Origin of the sequence: Paenibacillus thailandensis (assembly GCF_042685365.1) — a bacterium.
Lineage (GTDB): Bacteria > Bacillota > Bacilli > Paenibacillales > Paenibacillaceae > Paenibacillus_AP > Paenibacillus_AP thailandensis.
Genome location: NZ_JBHUMY010000006.1, coordinates 332,054 through 349,895 on the forward strand (window position 1 = coordinate 332,054; position 17,842 = coordinate 349,895).

Genomic DNA, 17,842 nt, shown 5'->3' on the forward strand with positions numbered 1-17,842 from the left:
TTAGTTTACTATAGCCAATGACAGCGGCGAAAGCAATCCTTTATGATGAAAAAAACAAAAAACGATGTTAATTAAAATAACATCAATAAACGACTGAATCGGAGAGAAGCTTATGAGCCGAATCGTAATTGCCGGCGGCGTCGTAATAGCCATGAATGCCGGCCGTGAAGTGTATCATCCCGGATATGTCGTCATCGAACATGACCGGATTGCGGAAGTCGGTCCGTGTCCGCAGGAAGAGCGGATGGACTCGATTCTTGCCGGCGCCGATCGCGTAATCGAGGCCAAAGGAAAGGTCGTCATGCCGGGACTCGTCAACTGCCATACGCATCTGTTTCAGACGTTTCTGCGAGGCGTGTCCGACGACTATAAGCTGGCGGATTGGCTGCGCGAAGTGATTTGGCCGGGATCGCTGGCGATGGAGGAAGAAGATTTTTATTTGGCGGCGCTCATCGGCTGCATCGAAAATTTGAAATCCGGTGCGACTTGTATCATGGATCACCATTACGTTCATACAAGCGCCGCGAATACCGAAGGCGTGCTCCGGGCCATGAAGGAATCGGGCATTCGCGGCTATCTGGCCCGAGGCGGCGTCGATCTGAGCTACGAGCCGCGATTGCGGGAGACGGAGGAGGAAATATTTTCGCGGACGGATGCGCTGTTGGACCGTTGGCAAGGCGAGGCGAACGGACGAATCCACATCGCGATGGGGCCGCTTAATTTGTACGGGTGCTCGAGAAAATTTCTCGAAGGAGCGGCGCGCTTCAGCCGGGAGAGGGACCTTATTACCCATATTCACGTCGCGGAAACCGGCGATCAGATCGATAACACGCTTGCCCGGTTCGGCCTGCGCAATCTGGAGCTGGTGGAAGCGGCGGGCTTGCTTGGACCGCGAACGCAGGTCGTTCACGGCATCTGGCTCGACGACGGAGAGCTCGATTTGCTGCAGAAGAACCGGTCTTCGCTCATTCACTGCCCGGTATCCAATATGTATCTGGCCTCGGGTGTCGCGCGGGTACCCGAAATGCGCAAGCGAGGCATTAACGTCGCGCTGGGAACGGACGGTCCGGGCAGCAATAATTGCCAAGACAATCTTGAGGTGTTGAAGTTTACGGCTTGTCTTCATAAAGTCGAACATCTTGACGCTACGCTGCTCCCTCCGTCCGAGGTACTGGAAATGGGGACGCTGGGCGGAGCGAAAGCGCTGGGGAGAGAAAACGAACTGGGCTCCCTTGAACCGGGAAAGCTGGCGGACATCGTGCTGGTGGATATGCGGAAAGCGCATATATCGCCGGTGCACCGTTATTCCTCCGCCTTGGTTTACAACGCAAACGGCAACGATGTCGACACGGTGATCGTTCATGGCCAAATCGCGGTCGAGGGAGGACGCTGCGTACTTGTAGACGAGGAGGGAATCATCAACCGTGCGCAGGATAGGGTCGATCGGCTTCGGGAGAAGCTGGCGGGCCGATATCCCGTATACGCGATTCGAGATTGAAGAGGCAAGGGGGGAGTGTGTATGGCTGGGGGTCAAACGGTCGTTTCCCGCGTTGTGACGGGGGCGGTCGAAGTTTTGTTTTATGCCGTCGCGATTGCGGTTTCGTTGCTTGCGGGGGCGCTTGTCGTATCGGTCGCAGGCGTCAATCCTTTGGAGGCGTACCAGCAGATGTGGCAAGGGGCGGCCGGCAGCGCGAACAGCTTCAAGGAGACGCTCGTGAAAGCGACGCCGCTGCTGTTTGCCGGGCTCAGCTACAGCTTCGCGTATCGGTGCGGGCTGTTTAATATCGGAGCCGAAGGGCAAATTTACGCCGGCGCCTTGGCCGGCACGATGGCGGCGCTTCTTCTCCCGGAAATGCGTCTCTGGCTCCATCTGCCGCTTGCTTTACTGTGCGGTTTTCTCGGCGGCGCCCTTTGGGGGGGAATCGCGGGTGCGCTCAAGGTGGCCAGAGGAGCGAGCGAGATCATCAATACGATCATGCTTAACTATATCGCCATCTTTCTGGTTAGCTACATGGTGACAGGTCCGCTTATGGAGACGGGAGGGAGTCTGCCGCAGACGGCAAGCCTGCCGGAAAGCGCCGTCCTTCCGCAGCTGCTTGGCTCCAGGCTCCATTACGGATTTGCGGTCGCGATCTTTGCCGCGATTGCGCTCTATGTGCTGCTGGAGCGGACGACTTGGGGATACCAGCTCCGCTATGCGGGCTTGAACCGGAGAGCCGCGGAGGTTATGGGCATGCCGGTCAAACGGAACCTGCTGCTGGCCGTGATGTTCAGCGGCGCCCTTGCCGGGCTGGGAGGATACGTCGAAATCGCGGGCGTTCAACACCGATTAATGCAAAATTTCTCGCCGGGCTTCGGCTACGACGGGATAGCGGTCGCACTGCTCGGCAACACGCATCCGCTCGGCAATATCGTATCCTCGCTGCTGTTCGGCGGGATGCGCAGCGGCGCTAACGCGATGCAGCGGGTAACGGGCGCTTCCACTTCACTGGTTTACGTCATCCAGGCTATTATGATCATCGTCATGCTGTGCAACCGGTATTGGCTCGGGGGCTTCAAAAGCAAACTATGCGCGATTTTGATCCGCAAGCTGGACCGTCTGGCCGGCAGAGAGAGCCCGGCGCAGTTGAACTTAAACGAATAGGAAGGAGGAGGCTTTATGACGGCGGATTTTTGGGCAAGTTTCATCGCCTCGGCGCTCCGGCTTTCGGTGCCGCTGCTGCTGGCGGGAATCGGCATTTTGTATATGTCCCGCAGCGGTATTCTGAACATCGGCATGGAAGGGATGATGCTGATCGGCGCTTTGGCCGGCGTCGCCGGCGCGTACTATACCGGCCATGTATGGGGAGGATTGCTTGCGGCATGTCTAACATGCGCCCTTACCGGATGGTTGTTCGGATTTCTTGTCATTACGACCGGCGCCGACCAGGTCATTATCGGAACGGCTATGAACCTGCTTGGGCTTGGGCTAACGACCGTTTTCGGAAGAAGCCTGCTCGGGATGGGCACGGAGTCGGTGCAGGTCGACTCGTTCCCGATCGTGCGCGTTCCGCTCCTTGCGGATATTCCGCTTGTCGGGCCGGCCTTGTTCGAGCAAAATGCGCTTACCTACGCAGCGCTGCTGCTCGTTCCGGCGGCCGCCGTTCTGCTGTACCGGACGAATTGGGGGCTTGCCGTTCGCGCCGTCGGCGAAAATCCGCTGGCCACGGACACGCTCGGCATCAAGGTTCATCGGGTACGGTACGCTTGCTGCGTCATCGGCGGCATTTTCGCCGGAGCGGCAGGCAGCGCGTTATCCCTCGGGATTGTGAATCAGTTTACGGAGAACATGGTTGCCGGACGCGGCTTTATCGCCTTGTCCGCCGTCATTTTCGGACGTTGGACGCCAAGCGGCACGATGCTCGCTGCCCTGTTGTTCGGAGGGGCGGACGCGCTGCAGCTCCGGTTTCAAATTGCAGCCGTGCCGTACCAGTTCATGCTGATGTTTCCTTATGTGCTGACGATGGCGGCGCTTGCCTGGTTCTCCGGCCAGACGCGCCAGCCGGCCGCAACCGGAAAACCGTACAAAAGCGCGGCGAACCGTCAGCACTAAATTGCAAAGGGGGGGGCGTTCATGTTATCAATGTCCGGCAAAGACGGAAACGGATTTACGCCGTTGCTTGAAACGAGAAGCTTGGTCAAACGATTCGGATCGTTTACGGCCACCGACCGGCTCGACATTCGGATCGGTCAAGGCGAAATCCATGCCATTCTGGGCGAGAACGGTGCAGGCAAAAGCACGCTGATGAACATGCTTTCCGGTTTGCTCGTTCCGGACGAAGGGGAGATCGTATACCGCGGCAAGCCGGTTCGTTTCGGATCGCCGCGGCAGGCGATGGAATGCGGCATCGGCATGGTGCATCAGCATTTTATGCTCGTCCCGGCCCTTACGGTCGCCGAGAACGTCATGCTGGGGCTGAAGGAAGGCCGAGGGCCCTGGTATAAGCATAAGCAAGCCTGCACGAATATAAGGCGCATCTCGGCAAGTTTCGGGCTTGACGTCGATCCGACCGCAAAGGTCGGAAAGCTGTCCGTCGGCCAGCAGCAGAGGGTCGAAATCGTCAAGACGCTGTATCGCGGCGCGGACTTTATCATTTTGGATGAGCCGACGGCCGTACTGACGCCGCCTGAAGCAGAAGATTTGTTCCGTATTTTGAGGTCTTTGCGGGAGCAAGGGAAAACGATCGTCTTTATCAGCCATAAGCTGAACGAGGTCGAAGCGCTATGCGACCGCGTTACCGTTCTTCGCTCCGGCAAGCTTGTCGTTTCGACATTGATGAAGGACATGAACACCGCGGAGCTCGCTCGTCTGATGGTCGGGAGGGAAGTTGCGCCACCGCCATTTCGGCCGCGTCCGGCGGAAGGCGGCGCAGTTCTGGAGGTGCGCGGCCTTGCGATGCGGCAGCACGGCGTCTCGCTGCTGCAGGGGATATCGCTTGACGTCTGCGAAGGCGAAATCGTCGGGATCGCCGGAGTGGACGGCAACGGCCAACGGGAGCTGTGCGAGGCGATTATGGGTCTTGCCGACGGGAGCAGCGTGGAGGGCGTTATCCGGATTTGCGGCCAGTCCGTTCCGCGTCCGAACCCCAGGCTGTTAACCGGGTTAGGGGTCGCGTATATTCCGGAGGACCGTCAGCGGGAAGGATTGGCTCTACCGATGAGCATCGGCGAGAATATGGTTGCCAAGCAATATGACTCGCGCGCCTACAGCCGTTTCCGCATGCTGCGGCGCAACAGGATTCGAGAAGCGGCCGCCGAAGCGGTTGCCGCCTTCAAGATCAAGACGCCGTCTCCGGAAGCTGCGGCGGGCAAGCTTTCGGGGGGCAACCAGCAGAAGGTGATATTGGCGAGGGAGCTGATGCAGCGGCCGAACCTGCTGCTTGCGATGCAGCCGACCAGAGGTATGGATATCGGAGCGGCGGAGTATGTGCATCGCCGTCTGCTGGAGGAGCGGAAGCGGGGCTGCGCCATTTTGCTCATATCCGCCGAGCTGGACGAAGTGCTGGCATTATCCGACCGGATTGCCGTCATGTATAAAGGGCGGATCGTCGAAACCGTCCATCGGGACGAGGCCGATTTGGAGCGGATAGGTCTTCGGATGGCAGGGCTTTAGCCGTTAATGAACTATAGATCAAGCCAATTGATAAAACGGGGGAATGGTGGAATATGGAAAGATGGATCAAACGTTGGTTTGCGGCTTGTATGCTTATTACGCTTACGGCGGTTATGGCCGCTTGCGGAGGAGGGGGCTCGGCATCGACTCAGCCGGATAGCGGCAGTTCCGGCGGCGGCGACGAGTTCAAGGTTGCGCTGCTTACGCCAGGACCCGTCAACGATAACGGCTGGAACTCGATCGCCTATAACGGACTGAAGCAAATCGAGGAGGAGCTTGGCGCGGCTACGCAGTATTCGGAGAAGGTTGCGGCTTCGGACATGAAGGAGTTCATTCTCGGTTACGCATCGGAAGGATACGATGTCGTGATCGGCCACGGATTTGAATTTGCCGACGTCATGAAGGAGGTCGCAAAAGATTATCCGGAGACATGGTTCCTCGTGACGAGCGCGACCGTCAGCCAGGAGCCGAACGTCGCTTCGATCAGCATCAACAACCGGGAGCAAGGCTACTTAATGGGAACGGTAGCCGCGCTGATGTCCAAGACCGGAACGGTAGCGGCAATCGGCGGCACGGAGATACCTCCGATTTCCAATTCGGTCAAAGGGTTCGAGGAAGGGGCCAAAGCGGCCGTGCCTTCCGTTCAAGTACTGACGACGATGACGGGCTCGAACGACGATATTACGAAAGCGAAGGAGACGGCGATCTCCCTGATCGAAAAAGGCGCCGACGTCGTCATGACGAACGCTAACGCCGCAGGCTTGGGAGGCATCGAAGCGGCCAAGCAGGAAGGGGTGCTGGCGATCGGCTCCAATCAGGACCAGAATCCGAAAGCGCCGGACACAGTCGTCACGAGCGTCATACAAGACTATCCGAAGGCGATGACCGTCGTTGTGAAGCGGATCAAGGACGGCGCGATGAAAGCGGAAGCCCAGACGCTCGGCGTAAAGGACGGAGCGGTATACCTCAGTCCGTACCATGGCTTCGACGGTAAAATCCCGCAACAAACGAAGGACAAGATCGAAGAAGCCGTTCAGTCGTTAAAAGACGGAAAGATTCAGCTGAGCAATGAATAACCGGTTGTCGTTATTAATCATTGAATTTTAGAAGGAGGATCATCAAATGACTGAACAAACCGCACTTCGGGATCAAGTATTGGAGAACGAATGGCATCCGGTTTGCGCGGCGGCTGAACTGCTCGACAAACCGTTGTCCGTAACGATTCTTGGCGAGCGGGTAGCCGTGTACCGCACGCGCAAAGGGGTTCATGCCGTGCGCGATTTATGCGTGCATAGAGGCGCGATGCTGTCGAAAGGGTGGGTCGAGAACGACAGGCTCGTCTGTCCGTACCACGGCTGGCAATACGACGAATCCGGCCGCTGCGTGTGCATTCCGGCCCAAGGAAAGGACGATCGGATTCCGGCAAGGGCGAAGGCCGAGAAATATCATTGCCAAGAAAAATACGGCATCGTCTGGGTATGTATCGGCGAACCAAGAGCGGAACTTCCAAGCTTCGAAGAGTTCGAAAATCCGGAATACCGCCCGATCGTATGCGGGCCTTACTACGTCAATGCCGCGGGGACGAGGGTTATCGAGAATTTTACGGATTTCGCCCATCTGATGTATGTGCACGGCGGCTTGCTGGGGCACCCCGATTATTCCGAGCTGCCGGATTTCGAAGTGTTCAAGGAAGAAGAACGCGTCTATACGGGAGACGTGCCCATCTTCCAGCCGGTCGCCCACTCGGGCTCGGAGCATAAGGAAGGTACGGTTTACGTGTATATGAAGGAAGTTTTCCGTCCTCTAGCGGCAAGGCTCTCGAAACGGGACAGGGAAACGGGACAGACGCTGTGGATTATGTTAACCGTGCTTCCGGTAAACGAGAAGGAATGCATCGTATACATGCCGGTGTCTCGCAACTATGGGTTTGACGTGCCGGATTCGCAATTCAAGGCGTTTCAGGATACGGTATTCGAGCAGGACAAGTGGATTATCGAGACGCAAAAGCCGGAGCTGCTGCCGCTTGACCTGCAGGCGGAGCTGAACCATAAGGCGGATCTGCTGTCCGTCGCCTATCGCCGCTGGATCGCCAAGATGGGGGTTCGTATCGGTACGGCTTAAAATCAGGAAAGGACAATCGGCGCAGGGATTGTCCTTTCTTTTGTTTAGTTCGACGTAAAATATTCCGTCGTAAAAGCTTTGGAAACGTCTTGCTTTTCCTTCAGCTCGCCGATTTCGAGGGGCTGTTCCTGAAGCTCGGACCATCGCTCGGGCGTCATGACGCCGATTCCTTGTTCCAGAGCGTCTCCGGCAATAATCAAATCTTTGCCCATTACGGCTTCGTTGTCGAACGTTTCGAGGTCGCCGTCCGCGTTATACGTTTTGATCAGCTCGTTTACTTTCTTGTAGTTCGTCCCGTCCAGATAATAGTTCCAGCCTTTTTGGCTCGCTTACACGACGGAACGGACGATGTCCGGGTGCTGCTTCATGTGCTCTTCCGCCGTAAAAAGGACGTTGCCGTAGTTGGCGTAGCCGGAATCCGCGACTTTCAAATAGGAGACGCCGATATTTTGCTTCTGCAGCGTAAACGGCTCGTTGGTTATATATCCTTGGTTGACGGCCATCGGATCGTCGATGAAATTGACGAGCTGCCCCGAATAGTTCATTTCTTTGACGCCGTCCAATTTGTATTCATTCTTGATGAACTTCCAATATAACGTGCCGGGCGTTATGTATAACGTCCGTCCGTTTAACTCCGTAAAATCGTCGGCCGCGTTTTCTTCGTGCGAGATCAATACTTGAGGGACCCGCTGGTACGTTGTCATCAGGCCGACGACGGGAATGCCTTTTTCCCGCGCTTGCAAAATATCGTCGGCGTACGAAATGCCGAAATCCGCTTTGCCGGATGCGATGCCTCCAGTTATCATGCCGTTAAGCCGCTGCGGCTACAAATGGCGCGCGATACCGGCGAGCCTCGTAAGCCTTCGGTCAGCTTGACTTCGTTCATGCGAATAAAAAAACGCCTCCCGTTCTTCCGGAGGAAGCGTAAACGGGAGGCGGGCCAGCAACCGGCGGCCTATCATCCGCCTTGCACGTAACGATTGCGGGCTGCGCCCATGCCGACGGCGAATAAAGCGGAGACGGCGATGACGAGCAGCAGCAGCGGGGGCGTCCAGCTATGCGTCGTATCGTGCAGCCAGCCGAACAGCATCGGGCCGACGGCGGCGAGTATATAGCCGACCGTCTGCGCCATGCCGGACAGCTCGGCGGCTTCCTGCGCGTCTCTCGTGCGCAGGCTGAAGAAAATCATCGCCAGACTAAAGGCGAAGGCGCCGCCAATCCCGATAATGATCGACCATAACGGGACGAGGGCATTTCCTGTGAAGAACAATCCGCCGATGCCGATAAGGAGCAGAACGGCGGTCAGTACGACCAGGGGCCGCTGATTGTTCATCCGGCCGGCGATAATCGGCACGACAAAGCTGAACGGCAGCATTGCGAATTGAAGCAGGGACAGCATCCATCCCGCCGTATCCGCCGCCATGCCCCGGCTGACCAAGATTTCGGGAAGCCAGGCGGCCAGCATGTAGAAGAAGACGGATTGCAGCCCCATGAAAGCCGTAACCTGCCAGGCAAGACCGGACCGCCAGAAGCTGTGCCCTTTCGACTGGGCATTCGCGACGGCAACGGTCCGTTCGGCCGAACGAATCCGCGGCAGCCAGACCGTCATAGCCAGTACCGCAAGAATGCTCCAGCATAGAAGAGCGCCTTGCCAGCCGAAGCCGGCGCCGGTTGCGAGCGGAACGGCGATGCCGGATGCAAAGGCGCCGCAAGTGTTCATCGCGACGGAATACGCGCCCGTCATTATTCCGACCTTGCTCGGGAAGTCGCGTTTCGCAAGGCTCGGGATGAGCACGTTGCATACGGAGATGGCAAGACCGATCAGGATTGTTCCGGCGAACAGCGTACCGGCGGAAGTTAACGATCGGCATAACGTACCGATCAAAAGGACGACAAGAGCCGCGAATACGACCCGTTCCACGCCGTAGCGGCGCGCCAGCTTGGGGGCGAAAGGGGACATGAACGCGAATGCCAGCAGCGGAACGGTCGTCAGCATGCCCGCGAGCGTATTCGATATGCCCGTATCTTCGCGGATGCTGCCGATAAGGGGGCCAACCGAAGTGATGGGCGCCCGTTGATTGGCCGCGACCAATAAAATGCCGAGAATGAGCAGCCATTGAGCCGTATTTCGGCCAACGGCCAAATCGGCGAATTGTGCCTGTTGTTTCATAACGTTTTAAGATCCTCCGAGTTATAATAAATGCTTTTTGGATTGTTCGATATAGCCGTGAACGGCGGCTGTCGCCTGTTGTTCGTCCCGGCGCTCAACGGCTTGCAGCAGCAGCTCGTGCAAATCCAGAAAGCAGGCATGGTCGCTTATTTCGACCACCGTTGAGACCGTCTCCCGCAAGCCTTCGGTCATATGCTCGTACAGCTCCATCAACAGCCCGTTGCCGGATGCGGCAACTACCGCACGATGAAACAGCATGTCCCATTCGGCATACGCGTCGTTATCGCCGCTTCGGACGGCGAGCTTGCATTCCTCCAGACAGCGCCGAAGCTGCTGCAAGTCTTCATCCGTTCTGCGCCATGCGGCTAAAGCGGCCGCCTCCCGTTCCAGCGCGTGCCGGACTTCAAGCGTGTGAAGCGCGTCCGTCTTCCGCACCCGTTTTTGCAGCGCCGGGCCGAGCGCGCTTGCGGAGCACACATAAGTGCCGTCGCCTTGCCGAGTCCGCAGCATTCCGGCATGGGTCAAGGCCCGAACGGCTTCCCTGAGCGTATTCCGGCTCACCTGAAGCTGTTCCATCAGCTCAGGCTCGGGCGGGATTTTCGTTCCGACCTGCCACACTCCCGTTTCGATCAGCTTTTCAATCTGCATCGCCGCTTGGTCAACGAGCGACATCCGGTTTGTTTGCTGAAGCAAATCCGTTCACTCCTCTCAAACGTAGGATGATTGGTCCTTTGAAAGAATAGCACGGCGAAGGCGGATTGAAAAGAGGCAATCAAGTTGAAATGGGTCATTTTGTTACGGAAATGCTTTCTTTAGAGAACGGTATAGCCGGATTCTCTCTTTACCGTACCCGCAGTTCGGGGTAAGATCGGTGTATATGCGAAAATATGACATTTATTTGAAAAGGGGAGAGAAGCCGTGGAACCGGTATTTTCCGGACAACCGATCGAGGGGAACGCTATTAGTTTGAGATATGCCTGCAAGCAGGATTTGGACGAGTACTTCGCATATTTGCAGGATGAGGAAACGACCCGTCTAACCGGTTCCCAGCAACATTTTACGCGAGAGGGAACGGCCGTCTGGCTTCAGAAGATAAGCGCCGTAAACGCCGAAGAGCGGGTAGATTACATGATTATCGAAAAAAGCTCGGGGAAGCTTATCGGCGAGGTCGTACTGAACGAAATCGACACGGTCAACCGGAGCGCAAACATTCGGATCGGCATTCGAGGATCGGGGAATCGGGGGAAAGGATACGGCACGGAAGCCATGCGCCTGATGCTTCGCGTCGGTTTCGAGGACTTGAAGCTCCACCGCATACATCTGGGCGTCTATGCTTTTAATCCGAGAGCCGTTCATGTTTACGAGAAAATCGGCTTTCGGCGGGAAGGAGTGCAGCGCGACGTTCTGTTCGATAACGGCCAGTACCACGACATGATCTTGATGGCGATGCTGGAGCAAGATTATGAGGCGGTTCGAGGCGGAGCCGGTCGTCCGGAATAAGGCGAGATCGGCGCTCCGAGTGCCAACTGACGGTTGGAGCGCCGTTTTCCTTGAATAGGACGGTAGCTTTACGCCGTGCCAAGCACGACGCCGAGGTCCCGCAAGTACATGCGGTAAGCGATGCTCATCCGGTCCATCTTGAGCGATAGCTCCATCTGCAGATCGAGAGGAAGATCCTCGGGCTTCTGATGCTCGACGACCGGCTTGTCTTGGGCGAATATTGTGTCCTGGAACCGGTTGATTTCGTCGTCGCTCATGTCAAGCTCATAATTGAAGCCCATCACGCCGTATGCGATGGACAAGTCGTCCGAAACGGGCTGCACGGTCATCATCATGCTCATCGCGGCGCCGGTGTCATGGTCCGTCTTCGTGAATTTGGCCGTCAACGGGTTTAGAACCTCGTAAACGTAATAGACCGTCTTCGGCTTGCCGGTTCCGTCGGAATCCGGCTGAAAGATTCCGATCTCATCGGAACGGATAATATCTCCTACCCGCCCTACACGATAATCCCCGATTTCGGTATGGGAGGAGGTTCCGAGAAACCCTTCGTGGACAACGGCCAAATGGCCGACGTCAAGAAAGTTCTCGATCACGCGGGGCGGCTTCGCCGCCACTTCGAGCGGGCCCCAAACGACGTTGCGAATCGCGGGAGCGCCGTATTCCGGCAAGGCCGGAATGTCCCGCTCCGGCGAATCGAGCGCAACCCAGATCAGACCGTACCGCTCCTCGCACGGATAGCCGATCGCCTTCGCTTTGCCCGGAATCGGCTGATTCGCCGGCAGCTGGGGGATTTTGACGCAAGCGCCCGTTCCGTCGTATTCCCAGGCGTGGTACGGGCATACGAGCTTGCCTTCCTTTACGCATCCGAGCGACAATGCCGCTCCGCGGTGAATGCACATATCCTTGAATGCGCGGGCCTTCCCTTTATCGTCCCGGAATATAACGATTCTTTCCCCCATAATAACGGCTTGAACCGGCCGGTCCGTCAATCCGGCGGACAGTCCCGCCGCAATCCATTGCTTCCGTAATACCCGATCCTGTATCATCCGACGATTCTCCTTTCTCCCTGCCTTTAGACCAATCTTGTTGTCAACAAACATACCACAATCGCCGGAGTAAAGGTCGATTGACGATAAATGGAGCATTGCGATTTGTTTACATGCACAAAAAACGTTGCAAAAATTGTTGCTGCAGCAAAATAAACGGATACCGCTTATTAATCCGCTTTAATGAACGTAAGTTGATGTCATAATAGATGTCATATCACTTACATACGGAGAGTGGGACAATGAGAATAGGCGACCGCGTTTCAAGGATAGTTTTATTGCCGTTAAAAATTTCTACTTCCGGTCATCGGCAGGTTAACAATTCTTATGCGGCGAAAAAACGTCGATCGTTATTGTTGCAGAACAAGCATCCGAGTTTAAAGGGCGGGTTTAAGAAAACGGCTTCTTCGATTTTGCTACTTCTCCTCATGCTGGCGCTTGCGGCATGTTCTGGCCGTCCTGTACCCGCCGGCGAAAGCGGCTCGCAGGCCGAACAGCCGTCCGCTGCCGCCGGAAGCAAGGCAGAAAAAGAGCTTCCGAAAGTCGCGTTCGTCTATTTGGGGGTTCCGGGAGACGGTGGCTGGACGTACCAGCACGACCTCGCGAGAAAAGCGGTGGAGGAGAAGTTCGGCTTGAAAGCGACGGTCCTCGAGAATATTCCCGATACGGCGGACGCCGAACGCGTCTTTACCCAACTGGCACAGGAGAACGATATCGTATTCGGAACGAGTTACGGCTATATGGACGCGATGGTCAACGTGGCCGCCAAATTCCCCGATGTCGTATTCGCGCACAGCACCGGCTATAAGCTGGCGGACAACTTAAGCACGTATACGGGACGCGACTATGAGGCCGGTTATTTATCCGGCATAGCGGCCGGAAAGATGACGAACAACGACAAGCTCGGGTATGTCGGTTCGTTCCCCATTCCGGAAGTCATCAATACGATTAACGGCTTTACGCTTGGTGCGCAAAGCGTAAATCCGGACGTCGAGGTATACGTCACCTGGAGCAATACGTGGTACGATCCGATGACGGAACGGCAAGCGGCGATAAGTCTGCTGGATCAAGGCGTCGACGTACTGGCTACGTATCAGGACTCGCCGGCAGGCATCCAAGCCGCGGCCGAGCGGGGCGCATACGGCATCGGCAACGATTCGGACATGAACAAATACGTACCGGAAACGTATATTACGAATCCGGTATGGAATTTCGAACCTTTTTACAGCAAAGTGATTCAAAGCGTCATTGACGGCACGTTCAAGTCGGAAGCGTATTACGGAGGCATGGAAGACGGCATGATCGAGCTCGCTCCGCTTGGCCAAAACGTGCCGCAAGACGTGCGGGAGCTGATCGAGCAAAAACAAAAGGACATCGTCGATAACGGCTTTGAAGTGTTTACGGGACCTCTTTACGATCAAAGCGGCGCGGAGAAGGTGGCCGCGGGCGCCGCGATGAGCGACGGGGACATTTTATCGATGAACTGGTTCGTCAAAGGCATCGTCGGTACGATACCGCAGTAAATCGGGCAACGCGCCGAGAAAGGACCGCTTTCCGTTCCGGGCAAGGACGGGAAGCGGTATTGTTTGTTTTTTAGGAAACAACGGAAGGATTTCGAGGCGAGCGCCGTGAATAGGGTTGGTAAACATTCGGCGAAGAGGAAGAGATGAAACCCATGGAATATGTAAACGATGATCCGCATCCGAACAGGGCAGGCGCGGGCCTGCTAAAGACAAAATGGTTTTTTGCCGGAGCGTCCGTCCGCGTATATGGAACGGGCCGGACTGGCGGAGCGGCTCGGCAAAGCATTGGAAACCCGGCTTACCGCCATAGTCGCCCCGGCGGGTTACGGCAAATCGACGCTCGCCGGCGGCTGGGTCCGAACGGCCGGTCTCCCCGCCGGATGGATATCGCTGGACGAGAAGGATAACGATCCGGTCCGTTTCTGGCGCTGCTTGAGCGGAGCCGCGGAGCAGGCTTTGGGAACCGCGCCGGCGTACGTGCCGGAAGCTGCAGGTTCCGTGCGGACGGAGCACCTGGCCGAAACATTGCTCGAGGCGCTGATCGGTCATAGCGAACGGAGCGGAAGCCTGCTGCTCGTGCTGGACGATTATCATGTGCTCCAGGAGGAACGCTTGCACGAAGCCTTTTACCGATGGATCATCCGCCTGCCCCGTTCCGTCCGCATCATGCTGCTCAGCCGGCACGACATCCCTTTTCCGCTAGCGGCTTTGCGGGCGAAAGGGATGCTCAACGAGCTTGGCATGACCGATCTTCGTTTTACGCGGGAAGAGGTTGCGGATTATTGGCGGCTTCAGACGGGCGAAGCGCCGCAAGAACCGTTTCTACGCCGGCTGGTTGCCGTTACGGAAGGGTGGGCGGCGATGCTGCATTTATCCGCGCTATCATTCGCCGGGAAACGCGCCGCAGGGCTGGATGAAGCGTACCCGATCAGCGGACGCAGCCGCCATGTATCCGATTATTTGTTCGAAGAAGCGTTCGGCGGCTTGCCCAAGGAAACACAGCGGTTTCTGCTGCGGACTTCCGTTCTGGACCGGATGAACGCCGGATTAGCCGAGGCGGTCTCGGGCGTTTCCGCCGCACGGCGGACGATGAAGGAGCTGGCCCGCAAAGGGTTGTTCATGATTCCGCTCGACGACGATCGGGAATGGTATCGGTATCATCATTTGTTCCGGGACTTTCTAAGGGAGAGGCTTCGCGAGGAGTCGCCAGCCGAGGAGGTCCGTCTGCACGGTATAGCGGCCGGGTGGCATGCGGCGAACGGATTATGGGAGGAGGCCGTCGAGCATGCGCTGCGTGCCGGTCGCGCCGCGGAGGCGGCGGCTTGGACGCTGGAGCACGCAGACGTCTGGCTCAGACATCGGGAGACGGTCGCGCTGCGCCGCTTGCTCGAACGGCTTCCGAAGCCGGAGGCGAACGAGCCGGGCATTGTTCTGCTGCAGCTTTGGACCGATCTGCTGGACGGGCGGAAGGGGAGGGCCGGCAGCATGCTTCGGGAACTGAACGCGGCGCTCGGTGCGATGGCGGATCGGCCCGCGTACGGGAGAATGCGCGAGGAGGTGCGGATTCTTGAAAATTACTGCGCGGTTCTGGAAGGCGATTTCGACCGGGCTCTTGCGCTCATTCGCGAATACGGCGAAAGGAACGATCTGCCGGCGCGGGACACGCCGCTTCTGCTTGGCCGAGGATTGGAATTGAACGAAGGGGCGGTCCCGTTTATCCGGGGAGCGTTCGGGTTTAACGGCGACGTCGGCAAAGCGGGGCTTTACCATCGGTACTACGGCAAGTTCATCGAGAAAAACGGTTTGCACGAAAATGCGTACACCGCTTACCAGCAGACGGCTATGGCGGAATGCCGCTATATGTTGGGCGAGCTGCCGGACGCCCGCGCATACGCGGAGGAAGGGGCAAGGCTTGGCCGAGTCTTCGGCGCGCTTGGCGCATACGTTCCGGCGATGATATTGCAATCGCGTCTGCTGGCCGCGGATCGGCGGCTTCACGGGGCCGCCGATTGTATGGAAGAGGCGCTGGAGCATTTGCGCCAATGCCGTCTGCATACGACAGTCTGGCAGCGGAAGCTGGGGGCTCGATTGGCATGGATAAAGCTTCAGCTTGGAGACCTTGATTGGGCCCGGAAATGGATGAAAGGGCGGAGCGGGATCTCCTGCGGAACGAATGGACCGGCGGCCGCCGACATCGGATATCCGGACGACGAGGATCTGATCCATGCACGGGTTGCAGCCGGATTGGGCCGCACGGAAGAAGCGATGGCCGCGGCTACCGCTATTCGGGAAGCGGCCGAACGGCGCAACAACCGGCTGTCCATGCTCGAGGCCGAGCTTCTTCTCGCCCGCCTTCATGCGGAAGGCGGCGATAACGCCGCTTGCGCCCGCCATTTGGGCGAATCCGTCAAGCTGGCCGCTCCGGATCGCTGTTATCGCCCGTTTCTGGACGAAGGCGCCGCCATTGCGGAACGGTTGAAGCTGCTCGTAAGCTCGTCTATAGGCTCGTCGTTCACGGAAGAGGAGCTTCGTTTCATTCAAGCTCTGCTGCATATGGCGCGTTCGAAGGGAACCTCCGTGCCGGATGAGGCGAAGCTGTCGTACGAACGTCTGCGCGAGCCGCTGACGGAAAAGGAGAAGGAGGTGCTGACGCTAATGGCGATGGGTCTCTCGAACAAATCGATTGCGGCGGAGCTTAGAGTGACCGAGGGTACCGTAAAGACGCATCTCCATCGGATATACGCCAAATTATCCGCGAACGGCCGGACGCATGCCGTCCGGCTGGCGAAAGAGCGGGGGCTTCTTGCCCCGTAAAACCCGTTTCTCTATCTTTCGATAGACGCTCCGATTCTTCATGGCGAGTATGCTGAATACGGTATTGCCATGAAAAAGGAGCGAATGCGAATGAAAACCGAATACGACGTTATAATCGTCGGGGCGCGGATCGCCGGCGCCTCTCTGGCCTATGAGCTCGGCCGCGCGGGTTATAAGGTGCTGCTTGTCGATAAAGCCAATTTTCCGAGCGATGTGCTGTCGACTCACAACTTTTTCAACAATTCGGTCGCCATGCTGCGGGAGATGGGCGTGCTCGGCAAATTGCTCGCAACGGGCACCCCGACCTACAAGCGGGCTTACGTCCGGTTGGAGGAAGCCGTCATCGACGGCGATTTTCCCGAAGCGAACGGCGAAACGGAATGTTTATGCATCCGCCGAACCCATCTCGACCGCATCTTGCTGGAGCATGCGGCAGCGGTTCCCGGTGTCGCCGTCTTGGAGGGCTTCCGCGTTGCGGGACTGCTCAGAAGCGGCGAGACGGTGACGGGGATCGAAGGCGTAAATGCGGGAGGAGAGGCCGTATCGTTCCGTTCCAGACTGGTGGTCGGGGCAGACGGCCGGCGGTCGGCCGTCAGGCGGATGGCCGGAAGCCGAAGGCTCGCGGCAGTGCCGACCGATTTCGCTTCCTATGTCGGTTACTTCCGTCATTTTCGCCAGGAGGGGGAGCCATGCGCCGAGTTCTACAGAATGGGCGAATATTTGGCGATCGTCTTTCCGACCAGCGATCAGCTCCACGTTGTCGGGCTTATGTTTCCGCTGTCCTGGAGCCGTATGCTCGAAAGCATGAAACAAGATCCGGAAGGGACGTTCCGCCATGCCGTCCGGACGGGGTTCGGACGCGTCTCGTTCGCAGACCGATTGAGCAGGTCCGAATTGGCCGGTCCGATCCGCGGGTTGAACGGCTACGATAACGATTGGCACGAAGCGATGGGGAAAGGCTGGGCGCTGACGGGCGACGCGTTGTCCTTCAAAGACCCGGCGGTCGGCCAAGGGATGCACGACGCTTTGTTTGCGGCCAAGGCGCTGACCGGCGTATTGGTCTCCCATGACGACTGGGCCGCAAGCTGGGATCGAATGGCGGAAAGCTACGGGAGGATCATGAACGGGAAGACCCGTCCGCTGTTCGAACTCGCTTGCGCGATGACCCGCAACGTACCCGTTACGCCGGAGCAGACGGCCGTCAATTGGTTGATCGGCATTCATCCGGAGGCGAAACGGGCTTTTCTCGGGATGTACAATCATACGAACGGTCCGGAGGAGCTGGAGCGGGTAATCGGGGGCATTATGAGCGGAGGAGCGGCGAACGAAAGGGAGTGAAGCGGCGTTCGATTAATCGGCTGCAATCGGAATACGGCGGATGGCGAATATGGTTTGCCACTCATTGGAGCATTCCATTCCATCTTCGGCAAGCCGAATAAACAAGGCGTCTTGCCAGAGCGAATCCGGCTCTGAGCGGATGCCTTCTTTCGCATTCCGGGCTTCTCGATTATGATGG

General features: G+C 57.5%; 15 protein-coding genes. 10 read left to right on the forward strand and 5 right to left on the reverse strand.

The features are described 5' to 3' along the window. The first annotated feature begins 112 nt into the window (after positions 1 to 112). The 6 genes from ACFSW5_RS06430 to ACFSW5_RS06455 are packed head-to-tail and all read left to right on the forward strand — an operon-like array spanning position 113 to position 7,273. On the forward strand, positions 113 to 1,498 hold the full coding sequence (locus ACFSW5_RS06430) for an amidohydrolase family protein (protein ID WP_379270578.1): 1,386 nt from the start codon (positions 113 to 115) through the stop codon (positions 1,496 to 1,498). A gap of 21 nt (positions 1,499 to 1,519) precedes the next feature. After that, complete coding sequence (locus ACFSW5_RS06435; protein ID WP_379270579.1) at positions 1,520 to 2,644, forward strand: ABC transporter permease; 1,125 nt, start codon at positions 1,520 to 1,522, stop codon at positions 2,642 to 2,644. Positions 2,645 to 2,659: 15 nt separating this feature from the next. Beyond that, entirely contained in the window at positions 2,660 to 3,592 is a 933-nt protein-coding gene (locus ACFSW5_RS06440) for an ABC transporter permease (protein ID WP_379270580.1), read from the forward strand. Between the two features lie 21 nt (positions 3,593 to 3,613). Beyond that, entirely contained in the window at positions 3,614 to 5,152 is a 1,539-nt protein-coding gene (locus ACFSW5_RS06445) for an ABC transporter ATP-binding protein (protein ID WP_379270581.1), read from the forward strand. 53 nt (positions 5,153 to 5,205) lie between these two features. Next, on the forward strand, positions 5,206 to 6,228 hold the full coding sequence (locus ACFSW5_RS06450; protein WP_379270582.1) for a BMP family protein: 1,023 nt from the start codon (positions 5,206 to 5,208) through the stop codon (positions 6,226 to 6,228). A 46-nt stretch (positions 6,229 to 6,274) separates the two neighbouring features. Continuing rightward, positions 6,275 to 7,273, forward strand: a complete 999-nt coding sequence (locus tag ACFSW5_RS06455) for an aromatic ring-hydroxylating dioxygenase subunit alpha (RefSeq protein WP_379270583.1) — start codon at positions 6,275 to 6,277, stop codon at positions 7,271 to 7,273. Positions 7,274 to 7,317: 44 nt separating this feature from the next. Here ACFSW5_RS06455 and ACFSW5_RS06460 read toward each other — a convergent pair whose 3' ends face one another. The 4 genes from ACFSW5_RS06460 to ACFSW5_RS06475 form a co-directional block, all read right to left on the reverse strand. Beyond that, entirely contained in the window at positions 7,318 to 7,485 is a 168-nt protein-coding gene (locus ACFSW5_RS06460) for a hypothetical protein (protein WP_379270584.1), read from the reverse strand. 117 nt (positions 7,486 to 7,602) lie between these two features. After that, a complete protein-coding gene (locus tag ACFSW5_RS06465; RefSeq protein WP_379270585.1) occupies positions 7,603 to 8,079 on the reverse strand; it encodes an ABC transporter substrate-binding protein in 477 nt (158 codons plus the stop codon). Positions 8,080 to 8,231: 152 nt separating this feature from the next. Next, on the reverse strand, positions 8,232 to 9,443 hold the full coding sequence (locus ACFSW5_RS06470) for a CynX/NimT family MFS transporter (protein WP_379270586.1): 1,212 nt from the start codon (positions 9,441 to 9,443) through the stop codon (positions 8,232 to 8,234). 21 nt (positions 9,444 to 9,464) lie between these two features. Further along, complete coding sequence (locus ACFSW5_RS06475) at positions 9,465 to 10,136, reverse strand: FadR/GntR family transcriptional regulator (RefSeq protein ID WP_379270587.1); 672 nt, start codon at positions 10,134 to 10,136, stop codon at positions 9,465 to 9,467. Between the two features lie 225 nt (positions 10,137 to 10,361). Here ACFSW5_RS06475 and ACFSW5_RS06480 point away from each other — a divergent pair, with 225 nt between their 5' ends. Next, entirely contained in the window at positions 10,362 to 10,943 is a 582-nt protein-coding gene (locus tag ACFSW5_RS06480) for a GNAT family N-acetyltransferase (RefSeq protein ID WP_379270588.1), read from the forward strand. Between the two features lie 68 nt (positions 10,944 to 11,011). Here the strand turns inward: ACFSW5_RS06480 and ACFSW5_RS06485 are convergent, their stop codons facing one another. After that, complete coding sequence (locus ACFSW5_RS06485) at positions 11,012 to 11,989, reverse strand: Rieske 2Fe-2S domain-containing protein (protein ID WP_379270589.1); 978 nt, start codon at positions 11,987 to 11,989, stop codon at positions 11,012 to 11,014. A gap of 413 nt (positions 11,990 to 12,402) precedes the next feature. Between ACFSW5_RS06485 and ACFSW5_RS06490 the strand changes: the two genes are divergently transcribed. The 3 genes from ACFSW5_RS06490 to ACFSW5_RS06500 all read left to right on the forward strand — a co-directional run bounded on the left by ACFSW5_RS06490 (position 12,403) and on the right by ACFSW5_RS06500 (position 17,664). After that, positions 12,403 to 13,512: a BMP family ABC transporter substrate-binding protein gene (locus ACFSW5_RS06490; protein ID WP_379270590.1), complete on the forward strand. Its 1,110-nt coding sequence runs from the start codon at positions 12,403 to 12,405 to the stop codon at positions 13,510 to 13,512. Between the two features lie 246 nt (positions 13,513 to 13,758). Next, positions 13,759 to 16,326, forward strand: coding sequence for a LuxR C-terminal-related transcriptional regulator (locus tag ACFSW5_RS06495; protein ID WP_379270591.1), 2,568 nt, complete (start codon positions 13,759 to 13,761; stop codon positions 16,324 to 16,326). A 90-nt stretch (positions 16,327 to 16,416) separates the two neighbouring features. Beyond that, complete coding sequence (locus tag ACFSW5_RS06500; protein WP_379270592.1) at positions 16,417 to 17,664, forward strand: FAD-dependent oxidoreductase; 1,248 nt, start codon at positions 16,417 to 16,419, stop codon at positions 17,662 to 17,664. The last annotated feature ends 178 nt before the right edge of the window (positions 17,665 to 17,842 follow it).

Excerpts from the sequence above, each read along its gene's own strand:
- ACFSW5_RS06470 (WP_379270586.1), bottom strand. The coding sequence starts at position 9,443 with ATGAAACAACAGGCACAATTCGCCGATTTGGCCGTTGGCCGAAATACG.
- ACFSW5_RS06500 (WP_379270592.1), top strand. The coding sequence starts at position 16,417 with ATGAAAACCGAATACGACGTTATAATCGTCGGGGCGCGGATCGCCGGC.
- ACFSW5_RS06460 (WP_379270584.1), bottom strand. The coding sequence starts at position 7,485 with ATGGGCAAAGATTTGATTATTGCCGGAGACGCTCTGGAACAAGGAATC.
- ACFSW5_RS06445 (WP_379270581.1), top strand. The coding sequence starts at position 3,614 with ATGTTATCAATGTCCGGCAAAGACGGAAACGGATTTACGCCGTTGCTT.
- ACFSW5_RS06440 (WP_379270580.1), top strand. The coding sequence starts at position 2,660 with ATGACGGCGGATTTTTGGGCAAGTTTCATCGCCTCGGCGCTCCGGCTT.
- ACFSW5_RS06485 (WP_379270589.1), bottom strand. The coding sequence starts at position 11,989 with ATGATACAGGATCGGGTATTACGGAAGCAATGGATTGCGGCGGGACTG.
- ACFSW5_RS06455 (WP_379270583.1), top strand. The coding sequence starts at position 6,275 with ATGACTGAACAAACCGCACTTCGGGATCAAGTATTGGAGAACGAATGG.
- ACFSW5_RS06495 (WP_379270591.1), top strand. The coding sequence starts at position 13,759 with ATGGAACGGGCCGGACTGGCGGAGCGGCTCGGCAAAGCATTGGAAACC.
- ACFSW5_RS06465 (WP_379270585.1), bottom strand. The coding sequence starts at position 8,079 with ATGATAACTGGAGGCATCGCATCCGGCAAAGCGGATTTCGGCATTTCG.
- ACFSW5_RS06450 (WP_379270582.1), top strand. The coding sequence starts at position 5,206 with ATGGAAAGATGGATCAAACGTTGGTTTGCGGCTTGTATGCTTATTACG.
- ACFSW5_RS06435 (WP_379270579.1), top strand. The coding sequence starts at position 1,520 with ATGGCTGGGGGTCAAACGGTCGTTTCCCGCGTTGTGACGGGGGCGGTC.
- ACFSW5_RS06430 (WP_379270578.1), top strand. The coding sequence starts at position 113 with ATGAGCCGAATCGTAATTGCCGGCGGCGTCGTAATAGCCATGAATGCC.